The sequence below is a fragment of the Actinoplanes sp. NPDC026670 genome (assembly GCF_040638175.1).
Lineage (GTDB): Bacteria > Actinomycetota > Actinomycetes > Mycobacteriales > Micromonosporaceae > Actinoplanes.
In genome coordinates, this window is sequence record NZ_JBEZXU010000020.1 from 17,310 (window position 1) to 38,841 (window position 21,532).

Annotated in this window: 14 protein-coding genes; 2 read left to right on the forward strand and 12 right to left on the reverse strand. The window is 70.6% G+C overall.

The annotated features are described in order from the left end of the window. Positions 1-204: 204 nt before the first annotated feature. Positions 205-1,230: an intradiol ring-cleavage dioxygenase gene (locus tag AB0E94_RS20915; RefSeq protein ID WP_360328492.1), complete on the reverse strand. Its 1,026-nt coding sequence runs from the start codon at positions 1,228-1,230 to the stop codon at positions 205-207. Positions 1,231-1,303: 73 nt separating this feature from the next. Further along, a complete protein-coding gene (locus AB0E94_RS20920; RefSeq protein WP_360328494.1) occupies positions 1,304-1,996 on the reverse strand; it encodes a hypothetical protein in 693 nt (230 codons plus the stop codon). A gap of 183 nt (positions 1,997-2,179) precedes the next feature. On the opposite strand from AB0E94_RS20920, the gene AB0E94_RS20925 reads away from it, so the two are divergent. Beyond that, positions 2,180-2,995, forward strand: coding sequence for an SAM-dependent methyltransferase (locus AB0E94_RS20925; RefSeq protein ID WP_360328495.1), 816 nt, complete (start codon positions 2,180-2,182; stop codon positions 2,993-2,995). A 16-nt stretch (positions 2,996-3,011) separates the two neighbouring features. Here the strand turns inward: AB0E94_RS20925 and AB0E94_RS20930 are convergent, their stop codons facing one another. The 7 genes from AB0E94_RS20930 to AB0E94_RS20960 all read right to left on the reverse strand — a co-directional run bounded on the left by AB0E94_RS20930 (position 3,012) and on the right by AB0E94_RS20960 (position 9,666). Then, positions 3,012-3,527 carry a GNAT family N-acetyltransferase gene (locus tag AB0E94_RS20930; RefSeq protein ID WP_360328496.1) on the reverse strand — a complete coding sequence of 172 codons (516 nt, stop codon included), beginning with the start codon at positions 3,525-3,527 and terminating at the stop codon, positions 3,012-3,014. A 104-nt stretch (positions 3,528-3,631) separates the two neighbouring features. Then, positions 3,632-4,450: a hypothetical protein gene (locus AB0E94_RS20935; RefSeq protein ID WP_360328498.1), complete on the reverse strand. Its 819-nt coding sequence runs from the start codon at positions 4,448-4,450 to the stop codon at positions 3,632-3,634. Positions 4,451-4,733: 283 nt separating this feature from the next. Beyond that, the gene (locus AB0E94_RS20940) at positions 4,734-5,408 is read right to left on the reverse strand and encodes a discoidin domain-containing protein (RefSeq protein ID WP_360328500.1); all 675 of its coding nucleotides are present in this window, start codon (positions 5,406-5,408) and stop codon (positions 4,734-4,736) included. 629 nt (positions 5,409-6,037) lie between these two features. Next, the gene (locus tag AB0E94_RS20945) at positions 6,038-6,898 is read right to left on the reverse strand and encodes a hypothetical protein (protein ID WP_360328502.1); all 861 of its coding nucleotides are present in this window, start codon (positions 6,896-6,898) and stop codon (positions 6,038-6,040) included. 81 nt (positions 6,899-6,979) lie between these two features. Further along, positions 6,980-7,585, reverse strand: coding sequence for a TetR/AcrR family transcriptional regulator (locus AB0E94_RS20950; RefSeq protein ID WP_360328504.1), 606 nt, complete (start codon positions 7,583-7,585; stop codon positions 6,980-6,982). 90 nt (positions 7,586-7,675) lie between these two features. After that, entirely contained in the window at positions 7,676-9,277 is a 1,602-nt protein-coding gene (locus AB0E94_RS20955) for an amidohydrolase (protein ID WP_360328505.1), read from the reverse strand. Beyond that, positions 9,274-9,666: a hypothetical protein gene (locus AB0E94_RS20960; protein WP_360328507.1), complete on the reverse strand. Its 393-nt coding sequence runs from the start codon at positions 9,664-9,666 to the stop codon at positions 9,274-9,276. The genes AB0E94_RS20955 and AB0E94_RS20960 overlap by 4 nt, the downstream gene beginning before the upstream one ends. Positions 9,667-9,845: 179 nt before the next feature. Between AB0E94_RS20960 and AB0E94_RS20965 the strand changes: the two genes are divergently transcribed. Further along, a complete protein-coding gene (locus tag AB0E94_RS20965; protein ID WP_360328509.1) occupies positions 9,846-13,721 on the forward strand; it encodes a hypothetical protein in 3,876 nt (1,291 codons plus the stop codon). A 453-nt stretch (positions 13,722-14,174) separates the two neighbouring features. On the opposite strand, the gene AB0E94_RS20970 is transcribed toward AB0E94_RS20965, so the two are convergent. The 3 genes from AB0E94_RS20970 to AB0E94_RS20980 form a co-directional block, all read right to left on the reverse strand. Continuing rightward, on the reverse strand, positions 14,175-15,701 hold the full coding sequence (locus tag AB0E94_RS20970; protein WP_360328511.1) for a transposase: 1,527 nt from the start codon (positions 15,699-15,701) through the stop codon (positions 14,175-14,177). A gap of 405 nt (positions 15,702-16,106) precedes the next feature. Next, entirely contained in the window at positions 16,107-20,282 is a 4,176-nt protein-coding gene (locus AB0E94_RS20975; protein WP_360328512.1) for a bifunctional nitrate reductase/sulfite reductase flavoprotein subunit alpha, read from the reverse strand. Between the two features lie 179 nt (positions 20,283-20,461). Next, on the reverse strand, positions 20,462-21,520 hold the full coding sequence (locus tag AB0E94_RS20980; RefSeq protein WP_360328514.1) for a DUF3068 domain-containing protein: 1,059 nt from the start codon (positions 21,518-21,520) through the stop codon (positions 20,462-20,464). Between the last annotated feature and the right edge of the window lie 12 nt (positions 21,521-21,532).

Consider the following 21,532-nt stretch of genomic DNA (forward strand, 5'->3'; position numbering starts at 1 on the left):
GACCGAGGTTGGGACCGGGACCGAGGTTGGGACCGGGACCGAGGTTGGGACCGGGACCGGAGACCGGGACCGGAGACCGAGACCGGGACCGGAGACCGAAGGAAAGACCGAGACTGAAGGAAGACCGAGACGGGTGCAACGGCCGCGCCGGACGGAGACGCAACGCGGGACCGGCCCGGGCGAAAGCCCGGGCCGGCCGAGAGATCAGGCAGGCGGCGCACCCGAAGGCGGGGTACCACCAGGCCCCCCACTGGGCGGAGCCCCTCCCGGCCCGCCTCCACCGGGACCACCACCGCCAGGAGCGCCGCTGGGCGGAGCACCACCAGGCTGGCCGCCACCACCAGGCGGGGCGGCGCCGGCGCCCGGGGTGGTTCCGGTGTCCACGCCGACGTTGAGGGCGACCGCGTACCCGCTGGCCACGTCCCCGGTGACGGTGGCGAGTTGCTTGGCGCCGGAGTCGTCACCGAAGACGTTGTCGGTGGCGAGGGTCAGCTGGGCCAGGTTCGTGATCGACGACTCGTAGCCCTTCTCCTTGTAGACGGTGTCGCAGTACTCCTGCGGGATGGCGACCTGCGAGGTCGCGATGGCCTTCGTGGAGTCGGTGATGCTGGCCTCGTCGGGGTAGACCTCGAAGTGGATGTGCGGCCACCGCCCCGTGTAGCAGGCCGGGAAGATGCTCGTGAACTTCACCTTCCCGTCGGCGTCGGCGATCTGCACGCCACGCAGGTAGTTCTCCTCGGTGACGCCCTCGGAGTACATCGAGTAGAGGCCGGCCCGGTCGCAGTGCCAGACGTAGACGGCCACCCCGGCGAAGGCGGCGCCGCCGTTGGCCAGGTCTTTGATCGTCAGTTCGAGGGTCATCGGGACGCCCTCGGCGGTTCCGGACGCGTCGCCGAAACTGGTGCGGATGTCGCTGCGGACGATTCCGCTCTGCTCCAGGACGTCGGGGCCGTTGGAACCGTCGCCGGGGTAGGGCCCGGCCGTCTCGTCGGGGATCTCGCCCGCCGACACGGTGGACGTGGCGGCCGTCGACGACGTGGATGTCGACGTGGACGACGGGGAGGTGCAGGCGGCCAGACCCAGGGTCGCCGCGCCGATGCCGAAGGCTCGCAGGAGCTGTCGCCGGCCCATCAGGGTGTCCAGGTCGAAACCGAGGCCCTGGTCGAAGACCTCCTCGTCCGGGTTGGGGAGTGGACGCCCCTGATAGGTCGGATGATGCTTTGAACTCACGTTTCCTCCGATATGCCGCTCGGTGGGTGTTACGCCACCATGCAAACACCGGAGGCTATGGATGAACTGTGCGTCAGCTAGCCGAGGCCGAGTAACTGTTGGTCACGAAGTCCTTGCCGCCGCTCGACGAGGTGATCTCGTAGCCGAACTGGATCGTGCTGAGGGTGACGTCGCCATACCAGCCACGGGTCCGGATCCAGTTGAGGACCGCGCGGATGTCGACGGTGCCGGCGTTGGTGTTGCTGGTCCGCACGAAGGAGAACACCTGGTTGGCGCCGTTGGACCCGGAGTACACGTTCCAGGTGTGGCCACCGACCGTGACGGCGGTCTGGAAGGTGCCGAGCGGCCCGACGGCCCCGTACTTGTTCATCCAGAGCATGATCTCGTAGCTGGTTCCGTTGGCCCAGATGTCGTAGGCCGTGGTGAACGCGACGCCGCTGGTCGGCACGGTCACGTTGAAGGTGCTGGTGGCGCTGCGCAGGGCGCTGAGCTTGATGCCGACGCTACGGCTGGCGTTGGGGTACGACTTGATGCCGCCGGTGTTCGGGTGGTTGGCCCAGACGCCCCAGTTGCTGGTCGAGTTGGCCCAGATGGTCTGCGGCCCGGCGCCGCTGCCCCAGATGTTGTTGTAGAGCGTGTAGCCGCCACTGGTCCAGTTGCCCCACTGGTCGGAGGACCACCAGACGGCGGCCTGGGCGGGGGCCTGCCCGAGAACCAGCAGAACGCCGGCGAGCAGCAGGGAGAGGGCGAGACGGAGTCTGCGCACGGGTGCTCCTTCGGGGATGTCGAAGCGCTTCGACAATCGATCGGGGGAATCGATGACCGTCGAAGATAGGGGATACCGGCACAGTAGGCCGGAAGTCATCAGCGTGCAACGAGAAAGAAACCTCCGATCCAAAGTGGATCTACGGTAAAGTCGCGGGACATCGACACGGATCAGGGGGCACCTGTGGTGGACGAGACGGTGCCGGCCGGGCTGGACACGTCGACGGCGCATCCGGCCCGCCGCTACAACTACTGGCTGGGCGGCAAGGACAACTTCGCCGCCGACCGCGAGTCCGGCGACATGATCGAGCGGGCCCACCCCACGGTCCGGCTCTCGGCCCGGGAGAATCGCTCGTTCCTGCAGCGTGCGGTGCGGTTCCTGGCCGAGGAGGCGCGGGTCGACCAGTTCCTCGACATCGGGACCGGCCTGCCGACCGCGGACAACACACACGAGGTCGCCCAGCGCCGGGTCCCGCACGCCCGGATCGTCTACGTCGACAACGATCCGATGGTCGGCGTGCACGCCCGTGCGCTGCTCACCAGCAGCCCGGAGGGCGTCACCCGCTATCTGGAGGCCGATCTGCGTGATCCGCGCACGATCCTCGGCCACCCGCAGCTCAAGGAGACGCTCGACCTGGGCCGGCCGGTCGCGCTGGTCCTGATCGCGGTGCTGCATTTCATCGCCGATCACGCGCAGGCCCGCGACGTGGTCCGTGAGCTGCTGGCCGCCCTGCCGTCCGGCAGTTATCTGGCCGCGTCGAACTTCACGCTCGACTACAGCAGCCCGGAGACGGCCGCGGTGGCCCGCCAGATGATCGTCCAGGGCCGGTCCGACGCGCACCCGCGCACCCGCGCCGAGTTCGCCGAGTTCTTCACCGGCCTGGGCCTGATCGGCCCCGGCATCGTCCCGGTCTCCGAGTGGCTGCCCGAGGTCCCGGCCCACCAGCGGCCACCGGCCGAGCAGGTCGCGATCTACGGCGCGGTCGGCCGCAAGCCCTGACCGGCCAATTCGAAGATCAAGATCCGGCTAGGGTACGGCCGTAGCGCACCTCGTCCAGCGGAAACCCCCGCGACGAGTCCACCTTCGACGCGCCGTCGGCGACCCAGCCCGCGGCCTCGTAGAACCGCCTGGCCACGGCATTGGACTCCAGCACCCACAGGGTCGCCCGCCGGAACCCGGCCGTCGTCAGATGATCGACCGCCGCCGCCATGAGCTCCCGGCCGGCGCCGGTCCCCTGATGGGACGGCAGCAGGTAGATCGCGGTGATCTCCCCGGCGTCCGTGCCCGGGTCACGGCTCGGCTGGATCGCCACGAACCCGACCGGCGGCGCCGTGCCCTCGGCCCAGACCAGGACGGCGGCCGGCGGCCGGAGCCCGTCCAGCCACTGCCGCCAGCCCGGTTCACGCTGCGCGGGATCGAGCGAATCCAGATAGCCCTGCGGGATCAGCCCGGCATAGGCCGCCTGCCACGTGCGGACATGCACCTTCGCAAGCGCGACGGCATCCCCGGGAACCGCATGACGAACCGGCATCCGGCAAAGATAACGACGCGGGACAGCCCGACAAAAGCGTGACGGTGGTTCGGGCGCCGCCTCGTCGCCCGGACCACCGTCACGGAATGTGGGGTACTACCAGGTCAGCCGCGCTTGGTGCTGGCCGTCTGGCCGGCGGCCTCCTCGGCCGCACCCTGCTCCTCAGCGGCGCCCTGCTCCTCGGCGGCGCCTTCCTCAGCGGCGCCCTCCTCGGCCGCGCCTTCCTCAGCAGCGCCCGCATCCTCGGCGCCCGCGTCCTCGGCGCCGGCCGCCGCGGCGACCGCCTTGGCGTCGGCCAGGGTCAGGCAGGACTGGAGGAACGCCTGCTGGGCAGCGGTGACAGCGGCAGCCGCGTCGGCCGCCTCGTCAGCTCCGGCCGCGCCCTCTTCGGCGGCGCCCTGCTCAGCTGCCTCCTCCTTCTTGCCCTTGCCCTTCTTCTCCTTCTTGGCGGCCTTCAGGATCTTGACGTACTTCTTGGCGAGCGCCCGGTTCGCGGCCTTGGCGGCAGCCGGGTCCTCCGCGGCCTCCTCGGCGGCGCCGGCGGCGTCCTCGGCCCCGGCCTCACCGGCGGCTGCGGCCACATCGGCGGCGAACGTGTCACACGCCGCCTCGAGAGCGACCGCCGCCTCCGCGGCCGCTTCCCCGGGAGCCTGCTGCTCGACCGGGGCGAGTTCCTCGCCGTTGCAGATCACGTTCGCGCCGTCGATCTGGAGCTCGGTGCACTGGGCGACGTCGAACTGCTGGCCGTTCACCGTGATCACGTCGGCGGCCTTCGCCTGGGCGCCCTTGTTCGCCTCGGTGCTGGCGTTGGCGAGCTGGACACCTGCCACACCGCTGACCACGAGAACTCCGGCGACCACCACCGCGCCGATCGTCTTCCGCCGGTTGTCCGGGTTGTTACGTCGGTACGAGCGCGCCCTCATAATCACTCCTCGTCGTTGGACATCCATGCCGTCGGTTGGGGGGCCATACGGGCGGCAGGCGCCGAGGGGTTCAACGCTCTCGTCCGGAAGCATCCCGAATCGCCCCACCGAGAAGGGTCAAAACCGCAGCTCAGAGTACGTGTGAAAAGTGCCCGAAAAAATATTCCGCACTACCCTCGAAGGGGTGCCCATCGATGGTCACGCAGGGTGGGAACGTCGGCCTGACAGCGCTCCACTACGGACGGTGACAGGTGTCGACAGGCGTTCGGCGAGCTAGGGTGGCTCAGCGGATCTCGAACTCCAGGAGGGAGTATCCGTAGGAGCTGACCCGTTTCGTGCCATGCATACGCACGTAACGAGCGACCGACTCATCGGCGATCCGCACGGTGCCACCGGTGCCCGTGGTGGTCGCGTAAGCGCGGGTCCAGGCCTTGCCGTCGCGTGACGTCTCCACCTGGTACGCGGTTCCGTAGGCGTGTTCCCAGACCAGGACGATCTCCGAGATCTGCCAGTTGCGGCCCAGGTCGACCCGGATCCACTGGTCGTCGGAGAAACCACTCGACCAGCGGCTGGACGGGTCGCCGTCGATGGCGTTCGCCGGCTGCCACGGGGCGCCCTCGGACGCCGAGGCGGTCGCCGTGCCCTGTAGCGCCAGGTTCGCGCCGGACGGGTTCGGCCTGCCGGTCACGCTCGGCTTCGGGGCGGCAGTGGCAGACGCCGATACGCCGGCCGACGGCGCGACAGCCGACGAGCCGGTGGCCGACGGTTCGGCGGACGCAGACGGCACGATGCTCGTGGCCGCGGGGTCGACGATCGGCGCCGACGGGAGGGTGTTCGGCTCCGACGCGTCGGGAGTCGACCCGACCGGTCCGGACGGCACCGCCGCCGCGGCGGGTGTCCGGTCCCCGGTGCGGTACACGCTGACCAGGACGATCGGCACCGCCAGCAGGACGACCACGCCAGCCGCGATCCATCCCCACGGCCGGCTCGGCCGCCGCGTCCCGGGTGGCTTCGGACGTCCTGCCCCGGGCTGCGGAACGGGCTGAGCGGGAGACGGCTGATCGGCCGGGCCACCGCCCTGGCCCGGGAACGGTGTGGTCCGCGGGATCTGGGGCATGCGGGTGAGCCGCAGACTGTCCGCCCGCGAGGGCCTGCGCTGCTCCCCGGAAAGCTGCGCTCCGGAAAGCTGCTCTCCGGAAAGCTGTTCCCCGGAAACCGGATCCACAGGCAGCCCGCCGTCACGCCCCTCCACGCGGATTCCTCCCGCTCGATTCACCGGCGGCCCATCGACCGCCGCGCAGTATCTTGGCGCAAAACTGACGCCGAACGATGCCGCCCGGATGACCGTCCCGAGTCGACAGGGCGCGGTGCAGGCATTCAGCACAGTGGAAGTGAGAGCGATCACATTCGCGTGTCGCGACCCGCATCAGCGCAGGTCACAGAGGGTTTTAGTACGGCTACCTTCCAGAAAGCCGGCGCACGAAAGCCGGTGGGGCCCTCGCCGCCGTCTCAGGAGGTTCGAGACAGCGGTGAGAGCCCCACCGGGTTTTGAGGCACCCCCATCGGGATGCCGTGGCGATTCCGGGTTCAGCCCGCCGTGTGGATGCCTGAGGTGGTCACCAGCTTCCGTACCGCTGCCCGGGTGATCTTCTTGAGTTCACGGTCCTTCGGATCGTCGGCGCCGATCAGGGCCACGGCCAGGGACACGTCGCGGTAGGCGATCTGCGCGAACTTGAGGTGGGCCGAGATGTCGATGCCGAAGAAGCGGGCCTGGAGGTCCAGGGTGGCGGTGATCGACTCGTCGCCGAGTGACGGGTTCCAGCTCAGCGGCTTTGTCGTGATCTTGAAGCTCTCGACCTCGATCTGCGGGCACTCCGCCAGGATGGCGTGGACCTGGTCGACCGCCGCCACGGCTGCGTCCTCACCGACCGCCGACAGGACCTCCAGCGCGACTGCGCCGGTCTTGTCGTGGACGAAGAGGGCGGTGGCACTCGGCGGGACGACCTCCGGCTGGGCCACGGGCGGCGGAGGCGGACTGGCCTTGACCGGCTCCGGAGCCGAAGGGGCGGACGGGGCCGTCGTGGTCCCGGGCGGGATCGTCGGCACCGGCTCGCCCGCGCCGATGGCCGGGCCGGTCGCCGACAGGGACGACACGCTGCCGGCGGCGTCACAGGGATCGGCTTCGGGATCCTGTTCGAGAAGCATCGACGCCACGATCTCGCCGAAACCGCCGTCGTCCTGCTTGATGTAACCGGCCGGCACGTCCTTCTCGGTGATCAGTGCCTTCTCCAGCTGTTTCTGCCGGTCAGGCGGTTTCGGCACGCCCGCGATCACAGTTGTCGCGGCGAGGGCCGGGGCGGGCAGACCGCCGATCGAGGTCAGGCCGAGCCCGGCGGAGACGGCGAGAACGACGGGGAACGTGAGCTTTCTGCTGATAAAGAGAGCCATTCTTACAGGCTAGAGATCATTTGTCCACTAGGTCGGAATAGCGAGGATTTCAAAGACGGCGGGTGAAGGGTTCCGGGTGGGTCAGGTTCGGAGTTCGGCCAGGCCGGTCAGCAGCAGGCGGAGGCCTATTTCGAAGGAGCGTTCGGAACGCTTCTCCGGCTCGGGGCCGACGGTGCGGATCGCGGCGCCGAGGGCTGACTCCGGGTCGTCGGAGGCCGCCCAGACGTCCAGCGGGGCGGCTGCGTCCAGAGCCGAACCCAGGATGAAGCAGTCCAGGATCGTCACCGCGTGGAGGAGCTCCTCCTCGTGGAAACCGGCGTCCCGGAGCACCCGGGCCAGGGCCTCGTAGGTCGCCAGGGTTCGTGGGTCGCTGACGGTCTGCGCGGTGAGCATCGGCACGACCTTCGGGTGACGGGCGAAGGCCCGGCGGTATTCGCGGGCCCACTCCTGGGCGTACGTCTGCCAGTCGGTGCCGGTCGTGGGCGCCGGACCGGTCGTGAGGAAACCGCGGATCGCCTCGATGATCGCCTCCCGGCCGCCCGGGAAGTGGTAGTAGATCGAGGAGGCGCTCACGCCGAGCCGCCGGGCCAGGCCGGGCAGGGTGAACGTGCCGGTCTCGTCGATCAGTTCGAGGGCGGCCGATGCGATCTGCTCCCGGGAGAGCAGCGGGGCGACAGGTCGGGGCACGGTGTCGAACCTACTGCCCGAGGAGTCCGAAGCCGCCGCCCGCCCACCGGGGCGAACCCGGAACGGCCCGGGGAAGCGCGGCGGGGCGGGTCAGAGGGTTCGGTGGGCGATGGATCCGGCTACGACGGTCATCGGGATCGGGGAGGCGGCCAGTTCGTCGGGATTGGTGGTCAGGGGGTCGAGGGTGAAGGCCGTCAGGTCGGCCCGGTAGCCCGGCCGGAGCCGGCCCGACGACTGGGCCAGGCCGGCCGCCGCGGCCGCCGCGGTGGTGTAGCCCTCCAGGGCCATCCGGGCGGTCAGCGCCTGTTCCGGCAGCACCGGCTCGACATCCGGGTCCCCCGCCGGGCGGCGCAGGCGGGCCGCGGCCAGGATCGCTCGCGGGTCGAACGGCGCGATCGGCCAGTCCGAGCCGAGTGCCAGGCGGGCGCCGCGTTCGCGCAGGTCGCGGGCCCGGAAGGCACGGTCGGCCCGGCGTTTGCCGAGGCGGCTGGACCAGTTGTCGCTGTGGTCGGCCCGGGTGTAGCTGGTGCAGTGGGTGGGCTGCATGCTGGCGGTCACGTTCAGTTCGGCGAACCGGCCGATCAGCTCGGACGGCATGGTCTCCAGATGTTCGATCCGGTGCGGGACCCCGGTCGAGGCGACCTCGGCGTAGGTGTCCAGCACGTAGCGGATGCCGGCGTCGCCGATGGCGTGCGTGACCAGCGGGACACCGTGGGCGGCCAGGACGGACGCGGCCGCCGTGTAGTCGCGCGGATCGGGCCAGAAGCAGGCGGTCGACTCGCCGTGGGTGTCGGGTTCGTCGAGCCAGGCGGTGCCGCCGTCGATCGTGCCGTCGATCATGAACTTGGCGCCCTGCACCTGCCAGCGACGGCCGGACAGGCGCTGCTGGGCGAGCACCGCGTCGAGCCCGTCGCGGCCGGTTCCGGGCATCACGAACGGCGCGCACCGCCAGCGGACCGGCAGCTCACCGTCGTCCTCCAGGGCCCGGAACAGGTCGAGCGAGTCGGCTTCGAAGTCCATCGCGTTCGCCGCGGTCAGCCCGCACGCCGCCATCCGCCGCAGCAGATCGCTGAGGCGGGCCCGGCGTTCGGCCGGGGCATCGTCCGGCAGCAGGGCGCGGACCAGGCCGAGGGCTTCCAGTTCGAGCAGGTGCCCGGTCGGGACCCGGTCGGCGTCGCAGACCACGCTCGCGCCGGAGGCGAACCCGCGCGGCCCGTCGACCCCGGCCATGGCCAGCGCCTTCGGGCTGACCAGGGCCGAATGCGCGTCGAAGAGCAGCAGGAACACCGGGACGTCCGGGCCGACCGCCTCGACCAGCGGCGCGTGGGTGATCGGGCCGCCTTCGAAGGCGTTCGGATCGAGACCCCAGCCTTCCAGCCATCCGCCCGGCGCCACGTCCGCGGTGCGCAAGGCGGCTTTCAAACCTGCGACGGTACGTACGGACGACAGGTCCACGCCACGGGTGAGGCCGATCCCCATCACCGGGTGGAAGTGCCCGTCGACCAGGCCCGGGGTGATGGTGGCGCCGCCCAGGTCGACGACCTCGGTGTGCGGGGCGCGCCAGTCGCGGGCATCGGTGCGGTCGCCGAGCGCGGTGATCACACCTCCGGCCATGGCGATCGCGGTGGGGGCGGAGTCACCGGACATGGTGTGGATCCGGTCGGCCATCAGGATCAGATCGGCGGCGCTCACGCGTGGCTCTCCTCCGTGCGACGGTTCTCGTTGTCGAGTACCGCTGTGGACGGGACGGGGTTCATCGCCCGGACCTCTTCGCCGCCGATTCGCCCGTACGATGACGGGCTCTTGATCTTGATCTTGAAAGCCCAGGCGACGCCCGCCGCGAGGACCACCGGGACCACCGCCACCAGCGCCGCGTTGGTGCCGAAGGCGGCGCCGGTGAGCAGGGCGACGTTGTCGATGAGCAGGTAGAGCACGATGCTCAGCAGGATCAGCGCGAGCCCGCCGGCGGCAATCGCGACCCGGGCGCCGGAGACGCCGCGGCGGCGCAGGAAGTACGCCAGGACGGCGGCCGAGGTGAGCGCCTGGAGGGTGACCACACCTATCGCGCCCGGCGTGTTCACCAGGAGCAGCAGCTGAAGTTACGGGTCCTCGTCATCCGAAGTGGCGCCACGTTAACCGAATGCCATTCGGTTAGTGAAGACCTGGAGCAACATTGTTTACGGCCGGGAAACCTCCTACCCGGACTTGCATCGATGAGCAAAGCTGACGTTCCCTGCTCGCTCTTCCGTTCGGGACGGCCGTGACCACCTCGTATCCCTGCCCACGATGCGGCGCCACCGCCTCCCTCGACACCGGATGCCCCGGTTGCGGCGCCGGCCCGGACGACGACGCCGCCGAGGTCGTCCGGCTCGACACGGAGCTCGCCGACCTGACCCGGCAACTGCACGACGCACGGGCTCAGGTCGCCGCCCTCGAGCGCAGGTTCCACGACACCCGGGCCGTCCGCAACCAGACCGCCGCCCGGGTCGTCGCCGCCCGGACGCCCACTCCCCCACCCCCGCTCACGCCGGTCCGGCCCGCGCCCCCGGCCGAACCCCGCCTCAGCACGCTCACCGTGCAGAACGTCCTGTTCACCATCGGCGGGCTGCTGCTCATCGTGGCGGCCGCCGTGTTCACCGCCGTCGCCTGGGCGCAGGTCGGCGTCACCGGCCGGGCGCTGCTGCTCGCCGGGGCCACCGTCGCGGTGCTCGCGGTGCCACCCTTCGCGGTCCGGCGCGGCCTCACCGCCGCCGCGGAAACCCTCGCGGCCGTCGGCCTGCTCATGATCCTTCTCGACGGTTATGCGGCGTGGGCGGTCGACTTCCTGTGGGTGCGGCTCCTCGACCCTTGGGGGTACGCGGCCGCGGTCCTCACGTTCACGGCGGCGGTCGCGGCCGGATACGCGTATCTGACGAAGCTCCGTGGACCGCGCATCGCAGCCCTGCTCATGGGGCAGCCGGTGCTTCCGCTGGTGGCCACGGCGGCAGACGCCGATCTCGTCTGGTGGTCGCTGGCGTTCACCGGCACGGCCGCGCTGGATCTGGCGGTCCTACGGTTCCGGGCCGCGGAGCTCACCGGGATCGCCGCCCTCTGCGCCTCTGTCGCCGGCGGGGCCGGCGCGCTCGTCGCCCTTCGCGATCTCGCCCTCACCGACCGGCCCGGCCCGGCCGCGGCCGCCGGGATGGCGCTGCTCCTGCCGTTCATCCTGCTGCTGGTCTGGGCGTCGACGGCCCGGAAGCCGCTCGCGCAGGCGTTCGCGGCCGGTCTCGTGGTCGTGGTGGCGGGGTTCGCCGGCGCGCGCTGGGCGTGGACACTTCCGATCGACTTCCAGGGCTCGGAATGGCAGGCCAGCCGGCTCGCGGTGGTCGCCCTGATCCTGGCCGCGGCAACCGCACTGCTCCCCCGGACCCGGCCGTTCATCGCCCCGGCGGCATCCACGGCCCCTTCCACCGCCGACCTGCCGCCCTCCTCCGCCGCGCCCTCTTCCGCCGCGCCCTCTTCCGCCACGCCCTCCTCCACCACCACACCCGCCCCCTCCTCCACCGCCACGCCCTCCTCCACCACGCCCTCCTCCACCACGCCCTCCTCCACCACGCCCTCCTCCACCGCGCCCTCCTCCGCAACGCCCTCTTCCGCCGTGCCCTCCTCCGCAACGCCCTCTTCCGCCGTGCCCTCCTCCGCAACGCCCTCTTCCGCCGTGCCCTCCTCCGCAACGCCCTCTTCCGCCTCGGCCCCACCCCCCTCTCCCATTTCGGCCTATTTGGGGGGATCGGGTGCGGCTGGGTGGGTACGGGGTGAGGTCGGGTTCGGGGCGTGGATCGGGGCGCTGATCGTTGCGGTGGCGCCGGCCGGCACGGTGCTCGTCGCTGCGGTTGCGGGCGCTGTTCGCAGCGTCGAGGCGGCGCGGCCGGTGTTCGGGGCGCCACTCGGCCGGGGCGTCGACGGGCCCGGGGCGGATCTCGTGGTTGCGGCTGTGGTGACCGCTTTCGCGTACGCGCTGATGCTGCCCCGCCGGACCCTCGCGAACCTGGGCCTGACCGCTCTCGCTGCGGTGGGGTTGCTTGTTCCGCCGGCGTTCGGGCTGGTCTGGTGGGCGGCCACGGTGGCCGGTCTGGTCGTCGCCGCGGTCGCGCTGGGGCTCGCCGCCCGGGCCCGCACACTGGACGACGTCGGATACCGGGTGATGTTCTGCCTGGCCGGCGTGATGCATGCGGTGATCACCGGGTTCGGGAACGTGGACGTCATCGCGGCGGTGTCCGGGGTCGTCACGGTGCTCGGCGTCGGCGCCGCCCTCGCTCTGCGCAACTCGGCCCGGAACGCCGACGTGGGAGCCGGGGCGATGGTTGCCGGCCTCCTGACCGTCCCGGCGACGGTGTGGCTGGTGCTGTTCGCGGCGGAGGTTCCGGTCACCTGGCGGGTCCGGGTCACGCTCGGCGTGGCGGTGCTGCTCTGCCTCGTCGCGCATGTGGTGCACCGGCGGCTTCCGGTCTACGGCCAGCAGACGCTCGGCGTCGCGCTCGTGGTGGTGGGCTTCGCGCCGGTCTGGGCGTCGGCGGGCTCGGACCCCGCGGTGCTCTACTCGGCGGCGGCACTCCTGCTGATCGTCACGCTGCTGCCGATCCCCGCCGCCCGTACCGTGGCCGGCGCCATCGCCGCGATGCTGCCCGGGCTGGCGCTGCTCGCGTTCACCGCCATGGACCTGGCCGTCGTGCTCCTCGAACCCTGGACCGCCCTCCGCGACATCTGGTCCGGTCTTCCGCCGCAGCAGTCGGCGGTCGCCTGGTCCAGCGTCGCCGCCCTTGCCGGCGCCGGGCTCGCGGCCTCGGGCGGTGGCTGGCTGCTCGCCCGGACCGGTTCGCTCGTCATGGCCTCCGCGTCGGCCGGGACGGCCACTTCGGACTCCGCGACCACCCACTCCGGACCTGGCGAGCCACTCACCGGCACGGCGTCCCCGGCCGCTGGGATGCTCTCCCCGGCCGTCGGGCGTGCCCGGGGCTGGGACGAGCCGGCTCGGGCTCGGGTGGTGGCTGCCTGCGCGGCTGTGCCGTTCGTCGCGGTGCTCGTGCCTCTGGTCTTCGCGGCGAGCGGGGCGGCCTGGCCGGCGGTTCCGATCGCCGGGCTGGTCACCGGGCTGAGCGGGCTGCTCGCGGTCGCCCTGACGCCCGCCCGGCACACCGCCGGGAATCTGCTCACGGTGCTGTTCGGGGCGCTGGCCGCGGCCGGGGTGGCCGGGTCGGCCGCGGGGCACGGGGCGACCATCGCGGCGTTCACACTCGTCCTGGTGGCGGGGCTGGTCACCGGCGCCTTCGGGCGGGTGGAACTCGATCGGGTCGCCGGCTGGGCGGCCGGGTCCGTTTCGGTGGTCGTCGTCGCGTACACCCTGGCTGATCTCGCCCTCGTCGAACCGCCGCTGTTCGTCCTCGCCGCAGCGGCCGCGGTCGTGGGTCTCGAATGGGTTCTGGCCGGCCGGCGGCCCGCGGAAGCCTGGGCGCCGCTCGTCGTCGGGCACGCGTCCGCGCTGGTGGCGGTGCTCCTCACAGAAAGCCTGCTGTGGGCGGCGGTGGTGTGCAAACTGTGGGCGCTGGTACTCACGGTTCGTGCGCTGCGGCCCGGCGAGACCCGGCGATTCGGGTATGGGATCGCCGCGGGCTCGGTGGCGCTCGCCGGCTGGTGGCTGTTGCTCACCTCACGGGACGTCGAGACCACCGAGATCTACACCCTGCCGGCCGCGCTGCTGGCCCTCGCCGCCGGCTGGTTCGCCCGCCGGGGCCGGCCCGAACTGTCGTCCTGGAACGCCTACGGCGCCTCGCTGGCGGCGGCGTTCCTGCCCACCCTTGCCGTCATCGCGAACAGCACCGCCGACGAACCGCACTACCTGCGGCGGCTGCTCCTCGGCATGGGCGCGCTGGCGGTGCTGGTCGTCGGCGCCCGGGCCCGCCTCCAAGCCCCCGTCGTCACCGGCGGCGGGACGTTGCTGCTCGTCGCGCTGCACGAGCTCATCCAGTTCTGGGATCTGGTGCCTCGGTGGGTGCCGCTCGCAGTCGGCGGTCTGCTGCTCGTCGGTATCGCCACCACCATGGAACAGCGCCGCCGGGATCTGGCCCGCCTCCGGTCGGCGATCAGCGGCATGGCCTGAGCCGGGCCGGCCCTCACCGCTGTCGCGATCACGGTCGAGGCGGCCGGCGGGGGCACGGCCGCCTTAGTAGATCTTGCAAATCCGCCACGCCTCGTAGATCTTGCAAGATTCGCTACGCTTCGAAGATCTTGCACGGTTGTCCGCGCTTAATTGATCTTGGAAGATTGCCCATGCTTCGTAGATCTTGCACGATTTGTCTGTACTGCGTATTTTCTGCGCGATTGTGGCGCTTCGTGGATCTTGCATGATTGTCGTGCTTTGAAGATCTTGCACGATCTTCCGCGCTTCGTTGATCGCGGCAGCTCACCGGGCTTCGTGGATCTTGCACGAATCTGCACCCACGGGCCGATCTTGCAGGCAATTTCGTGCCCCGGCGGGAAGATCCTTGCAAGGTTCACGCCGCGAAGTTGTTCTTGCACGTTAATGCGCCTCGGGGAGTCTTGTTCTTGAGTGTTAGTGAGCTTTTGTCATCACTCGTGAGGGTTGTTTCGCTCGTATGTATTTCTTGGTGTTGTGTGCGGCTGCGAGGACGATGACTTCGGTGTGTCTGGTGGGGCCGCGGGTGTGCAGGCGGCGGTCGTTGCGGAGGAGATGAGCGAAGACCGGCTCGATCATCGGGGTGCGGCGGCGGTAGACGGCTTTGCCTTCGGTGGTGGCGAGGCGTTCGGTCATCTCCCGGCGGCCGGGGGTGTTGCTGTCGTCGGGGGTGGGTGGGTTGGCGCTGGTCTGGTCGTACTCGTTGGTGACGGCGATGTAGAGGGTGCCGCCGGTAGGGGTGGGAGTGGTGAAGACTGCTTCGGAGGCGTAGCCGGCGTCGGCGAGGTGGCGGGTCATGGGTGTGGTGATCCCGGCTCGGCGGCAGTTGTCGGCGACGACGGCGAGGTGGGGGTGCAGGGTTCGGTGGTCGTTGCCGGTGTCTGGTAGCTGGGCGGCGAGGATGATCTGGTTGCTGCCGGTGGTGATGGTGAGCAGGTCGCCTTGGACCCACCTGGTCATGTTCTTGCCTTTGAGGATTCTGCTGGCGGGGACGGTGAGGTTGGCGCGGGTGGGTTTGGTGGGTGGTTGCTGCTCAGTGAGGGTGGCGAGCTTGGCGATGGCCTTGTCGAGGGTGGCTTGCTTCCTGCGGATGTTCGGGTGGTCAGCTGGTAGCCGGGGTGCGGGGCCGCGGGGTTTGCGGCCGGTGGCGGCTTTTGCCTGGTAGATGTCGCAGGCTTGTTGCTGGGCGGTGGTCATGGTGTGCAGGCCCTGGCGGTGGTGTTCGATGCGATCGAGCAGGGCTTGCCGGGGTGGTGAGCGGGAGCGGTCCGGGTCGTTCTGGTCCGCGCTGGTCTCAGCGGCGCGCAGTCGGGTCAGGCGGCGTCGCAGTTGTTGTTCCTGGCGTAGCAGGTCTCCGCAGCTTTCGTCGATGAAGGTGCCGGTCTGGCCGGCTTCGGCGGCGGCGCCCTGCGCGGCGACCCGCGCGATGATCTGGTCGAGGGCGTGTTCGGTCTCGCTGATCTTCAGCCGGATACGGGCCCGGCTCTGGTTGGCGGTCCGTGCCGCCGGTGCCGCGACGGGGGTGCTGTCGGTGGCGGTGGTGGACACGTCGAGCAGTCCCGCCCGGTCACAGAGTTTCAGGACGTCGATGTTGAACTGAGCCCAGCCGTCGTGATGACGGTGCAGGAACCGTTCGATCGTGGATCGTGACGGTGTCCGTGCGCCTCCCCACAACACCCGCAACGCGATATGCGTCCGGCAGGCGCCGGCGATCGCGGATGGTGACCGGATCTGATTTTGGTAGCACCAGAGCATGCTGACCAGCAGCAATCGTGGATCGTAGGGCCGGCCGCCGGAGCCGTCGGCACGGTAGGAGCCCTCGAATATTGACAGGTCACAGTCGTCCACCACGTCCATCAGCAACCACAACAACGGGTCGTCAGCGGCGGTTCGCTCCATCGGGGCCGGCAACGGCCCATCCGGGCCCAGGAAGTGCAGCGGCATTCATCAGTATTTGCTGATCGAACCTTGCGGCGGTATCCCGTACGCACGAATCACCCCATCGAGCGTTGTCGAGCGCCGCATCCATGCTCACGAACAAGACTCCGGGGCAAGAAGAATCGTGCAAGATCGCCGCCGACGTGGAGAATCGTGCAAGATCCACGAGGCGGCGGACGGCGGACGGCGGGCAGCGAGCGACGGACAGCGGCGGGCCGCGACGGGCGGCGACGGGCGACGGGCGACGGACAGCCGGCGACGGGCGACGGACAGCGGACAGCCGGCGACGGGCGACCGGCGACCGGCGGCGGGCGACGGACAGCGGACAGCCGGCGGCGGGCGACGGGCGACGGGCGACGGGCGACGGGCGACGGGCGACGGGCGGCGGGCGGCGGGCGGCGGGCGGCGGGGTCAGTAGACGTCTCGGACGTAGCGCTTTTCGGTGGTCAGCTGCTTCACGTAGGCGGTGGCGGCGTCCGCGTCGAGGCGGCCGTGGTTGACGGCGATGTCGTGCAGGGCCTGGTCGACGTCGCGGGCCATCCGGCTGGCGTCGCCGCACACGTAGAAGTGGGCGCCCGCCTGTAGCCAGGCCCACAGCATGGCGCCCTTCTCGCGCATCCGGTCCTGGACGTAGATCTTGGATCGCTGGTCGCGGGAGAACGCCACGTCGAAGCGGCTCAGGATGCCGTCGGCGCGGAGGGCCTCCAGTTCGGCGGCGTAGTAGAAGTCGGTGGCGCTGCGCTGTTCGCCGAAGAACAGCCAGTTGCCGCCGGGCGCGCCGGTGGCCTGCCGTTCGTGCAGGAAGCCGAGGAACGGGGCGACGCCCGTGCCGGGGCCGACCATGATCATCGGCGTGTTCGGGTCGGCCGGGATCCGGAAGTGGGGCGCCTTCTGCACGAAGACCGGCACGTCGGCGCCGGCCGGGGCGTCGGCCAGGTGAGTGGAGCAGACGCCCTTGCGGGAGCGGCCCCGGTGGTTGTCGAAGCGGACCACCGAGACGGTGAGGCTGACCAGGTTGGGGTCGGTGACCGGGGTCGAGCTGATCGAGTAGTGGCGTGGCTGGAGCTTCTTGAGGACGCCGGCCAGCTCCTGGGCGGTGACGTCGATCGGGTGTTCGGCGAGCACGTCGACGGCCTGCCGGCCCCAGGTCCATTTTGCGAGCTCGCCCTTGTTGTCGGCGCGCAGCAGGGTCTTGAGGTGGCCGGAGCCGCTGCGCTCGGCGACGAACCGCAGCAGGTCGGTGGTGATCCGGGTGATGTCGAGGTGTCTGGTCAGCGCGTCGCCGAGGGTCACGTCGCCGATCCGGTCGAGGGCGATCACGGTGCCGGCGGGCAGGCCTGTCACGTCGAGCCATTCGGTGACCAGGTCGCCGCAGTTGACCGGCCAGACGCCGAGCGCGTCACCGGCCCGGTAGTCGAGCATCCCGCCGGTGTCGAAGGTGAACTGCCGGACCTCCTTGGCCGACCCGGGCCGGCTGAGCAGCCGGTTGCCGACGAGCGACGCCGTCACCGGCGCCACCTTCAAGCGCGCAACAGCGGGGGCGGCCGAAACAGGCGCAACCAAAGGAGCAGCCGAACCAGGCTCGACCAAAGGGGCAGCCGAACCAGGCTCGACCAAAGGAGCGGCCAAACCGGGCTCGACCGAAGGGGCGGCAGGAACAGGCGCGGCTGAAGGGGCGGCAGGAACGGCCGGGGAGGAGGTCAGGGCGGTCAGGACGGAGGCGAGCCAGCCGTCCGCTGTCTCCTCGAAGTCCGGTTCGCAGTCGGCGCGCGGGGCCAGCCGGACCGCGCCGAGTTCGGCGAGCCGTTCGTCGAGACGCCGCCCGTGTCCGCAGAAGTCGTCGTAGTTGGAGTCGCCGAAGGCCAGCACCGCGTAACGCTGCCCGTCGAGCCGCGGCGCCCCGTCACCGGCGAGCGAATCCCAGAAGGTGCTCCCGTTGTCGGGCGCGTCGCCGTCGCCGAACGTGCTGGTCACCACGAGCACGTCAGCGCCGGGATCGAGCAGGTCGGCGGCCGGCCCGTCCATGCCGATCACGCTCACCTGCCGCCCGGTCTCGGCGAGACGCCCGGCCACGGTCCGCGCGAAATCCTCGGCGTTGCCGGTCTGCGAGGCCCACAGCACCTGCAGACGAGCCGTGGCCGGCCCATCAACGGCAAGATCAACACCCGGCTGCGGTACGGCTGACAGCACCCCCGCGAGCAGCCCGTTGACCCACATGGCGGTGGCCGGATCGAACGGAGCGTTGGCCGGCAGCGCCGCCGGGACCGGCCGTGACGTGGCTCCGGCCAGGAACCCGGCGAGGTACCGTCGCTGCCCTTCGTCGAGCACGGGCGGGGCCGGGTCGAGCCCGAGCCGGGCGAGCACCGCGTTGGCCTCCACGGACAGCGCCGCCTCGGCGATGGAGTGCCCGGTGGGCTGAGCGAACCCGGCCGGAGCACCAGAACCAGCCGGATCGGGCGGCGGGGCGGCGGCGACCCGGGTCAGCGAGACCGCGCACACCTTGAGCTCCGGCTGGAACGAGATCGGGTCGACGGCGTCGCTGGTGACGGCGTTGACGCTGACGTACTCACCGAACAGGTCGTTCCAGTGGATGGGCGCGAAGACGGCGCCGGGCAGCACCCGGTCGGTGACCACGGCCGGCAGCACGGCCCGTCCGCGGCGGGACGCGATCTCCACCAGGTCGCCGGCGGCGATCTCGTACCACTCGGCGTCGACCGCGTTGATCTCCAGGAACGGCTTCGGGTTGAGCCGGTTCAGCTTCGCGATCTTTCCGGTCTTGGTCATGGTGTGCCACTGGTGCTGGAGGCGGCCGGTGTTGAGGACGAACGGGTAGTCGTCGTCGGGCAGCTCGGCCGGGTCGGTGTGCGGGCGGGCGTGGAATACCGCCTTACCACTGGGGGTGGCGAAACGCAGGCCACCGTCGGCGGTGCGGTAGCGGATCGGGTTCCGGTCCGGGCCACCGGGGGCAGCGGGCCACTGGACCGGGCCCTGTGCCAGACGTTCGTAGGTGACGCCGCGGAGATCGTACCCAGTCTGCGGGTTTGCGAAGCTTTTGATCTCCTCGAGGATCTCGGCGGCTGAACCGTAGGTGAAGGCCTCGCGGTAGCCCATCTCGGCCGCGACGCGGGCGATGATCTGCCAGTCGGGCAGCGCCTCGCCCGGCGCCGGGACCACCGGATGCACGAGGGTGAGACACCGCTCCGAATTGATCATGATGCCGTCGGCCTCGGACCACATGGCCGCGGGCAGCGCGATGTCGGCGTAGGCGTTCGTCTCGGTCTCGGCGAACGCGTCCTGGGTGATCACCAGTTCGGCGGCCTCGAGCCCGGCGATGACCGTCTTCCGGTTGCCGACCGAGGCGACCGGGTTGGTGCAGACGACCCAGCAGGCCTTGATCTTTCCGGCGGCCATCTGCTCGAACATGTCGACGGTGCCCTTGCCGACCTCGGTGCGCAGGGTGCCGGCCGGCACGCCCCAGACCGTCTCGGTGAACTCGCGGTCGGCCGGCACCAGCACCGACCGCTGGCCGGGCAGCCCCGGGCCCATGTAGCCCATCTCGCGGCCGCCCATCGCGTTGGGCTGGCCGGTGAGCGAGAACGGGCCGCTGCCGGTACGGCAGATCGCGCCGGTCGCCAGGTGCAGGTTGATCAGGGCGTTGGTGTTCCAGGTCCCGTGGGTGCTCTGGTTGAGGCCCATGGTCCACAGGCTGACCCAGTTCCCGGCGGTGCCGATCCACCGCGCGGCGGTCCGGAGGTCGTCCTCGGCGAGCCCGGTCAGCTCGGCGACCCGGTCCGGCGGGTAGTCGGCCAGGAACTCGGGCATCGCCGCCCAGCCCTCGGTCCACGCCTCGATGAAGTCCAGGTCCGGTGTGATCAGCGCCAGCAGGCCGTTGAGCAGCGCCAGGTCGGCGCCGGGCCGGATCTGGAGGAACAGGTCGGCCTTCTCGGCGGTGGCGGTACGCCGCGGGTCGACGACGATCAGCTTGGCGCCGGCCTTGACCCGCTCCATCATCCGCAGGAAGAGGATCGGGTGGCAGTCGGCCATGTTCGAGCCGATCACCAGGAACACGTCGGCGTGGTCGAGGTCGTCGTACGAGCCGGGCGGCCCGTCCGCGCCGAGCGACAGCTTGTAGCCGGTGCCCGCGCTGGCCATGCACAGCCGCGAGTTGGACTCGATGTTGTTCGTCCCGAGGTAGCCCTTGACCAGCTTGTTCGCCAGGTACTGGGCCTCCAGGGTCATCTGGCCGGAGACGTACATGGCGAAGGCGTCCGGGCCGTGCTCGTCGACGATGGCGCGCAGCCGGCGGGCGGTCTCGCTGATCGCGGCGTCCACGCCGAGCGGCGCCGGGGTGGCGCCCCGGTCGGCGCGGACCAGGGCGGTGTCCAGCCGGCCGGTCGCGGCGAGCAGGTCGGCGCTGGTCGCGCCCTTGGTGCAGAGGCGTCCCGCGTTCGCCGGGTGGTTCCGGTCGCCGCTCGCCTTGATCACCTTCAGCGGGCCGTCGTCCTGGCGCGCTACGTCGAGCACCATCCCACAGCCGACGCCGCAGTACCCGCACACGGTTCGCACCTGGGTGACATCGGCAGCCACGGACACCCCTTCAGACGTTTGACCTACTCACCAACCTAGAAAGCCCCGGTTTCCATGTGGTCACTTGAAAGTGCGTCGCCGATTACCCGAAGGTCACGTCACCGGGCCGGGCGTTGTGAGACACGAAGAAGCCCGCACCGTCGTCAGGAGCGACGACGGTGCGGGCTTTCGTCGAAGGGTCAGGCCTTGTCCGAGGTGACCTGGGTGGTCTCCGCCTCGTCGTCGTCCTCCTTGGCGGCGTGCCGCGGGGTGCCGGCCCACTGGCCCGGAACCGCGACGGTCTCCGGCTTGCCGGAGCGCGTCACCAGGATGCCGCCGATGATCGCCAGCACCAGGCCGAGCACGGCGAGGCCGATCGGGCCCCAGACGCCGGCCAGGTTCAGCTTGCTGACGTTCGCCTTGGCCGTGTCAGCGGACTTCTTGACGGTCTCGTCGGTGTAGGCGAAGTTCGCGTCGAGGATGTCGACCGAGCGGCCGTCGGTGGAGACGAGCTGCTTCTTCTGCTGCTCCTGCACCTTGATGTAGGCGCCGGTCTTCGGCTCCACCCAGACGGTACGGACGTTGCTGTACTTGACCGAGCCGTCGGTGGCGCCGGGCAGCAGCGCGCCGAGGATCACCGAGAGGCGGTCGGCCGGAACGTTCTGGGTCTCGTCGGTGAGGGTCTGCTGGAACTGGTAGGTCTCCAGGCCCTGGATCTCCTCGGTCTTCACGAAGACCGCGTCCTTGGCGGCGAGGATGTCCCGGTCGAAGATCTGGTAGGTCTTCTTCTCGGTGCCGAACGGGAACTTGTAGACCTGGCCCGAGTACTTGACGGCCTCGCGCTCGCCGCCGGTGTCCAGCCACTGGCCGGTCCAGTCCTGCGCGGCGCCCGACTTCCGGTCCACCGCGAGCGACGTGCTGTACGCGCTGACCAGGTCGGAGGTGTCGGTGCGCTGGACCTGCTGGCCGGCCACCCAGACCAGCGCGGTGCCGTCCAGGTCACCGCTGAGCTTGGCGGTCGAGCCGGCGTCGGGCTGAACGGTGACCGTCGAGCGCAGGGTGCCGCTGTTGACGACGACCTGGCCATTGGTGATCTGCATGAACCGGGCGTTCGACGCCTCGGCCACCGACTGGGTCAGCTCCATGTCGTACGGGAGCTGAGCTGCTGACGGCGCCACGACGAAAGCAAGGCCGCCGGCGAACACCAGCGCCAAGACGCCGAAACCGAACAGCACGGTGCCGATGACGCGGGACTTCATATGTCCTCCACG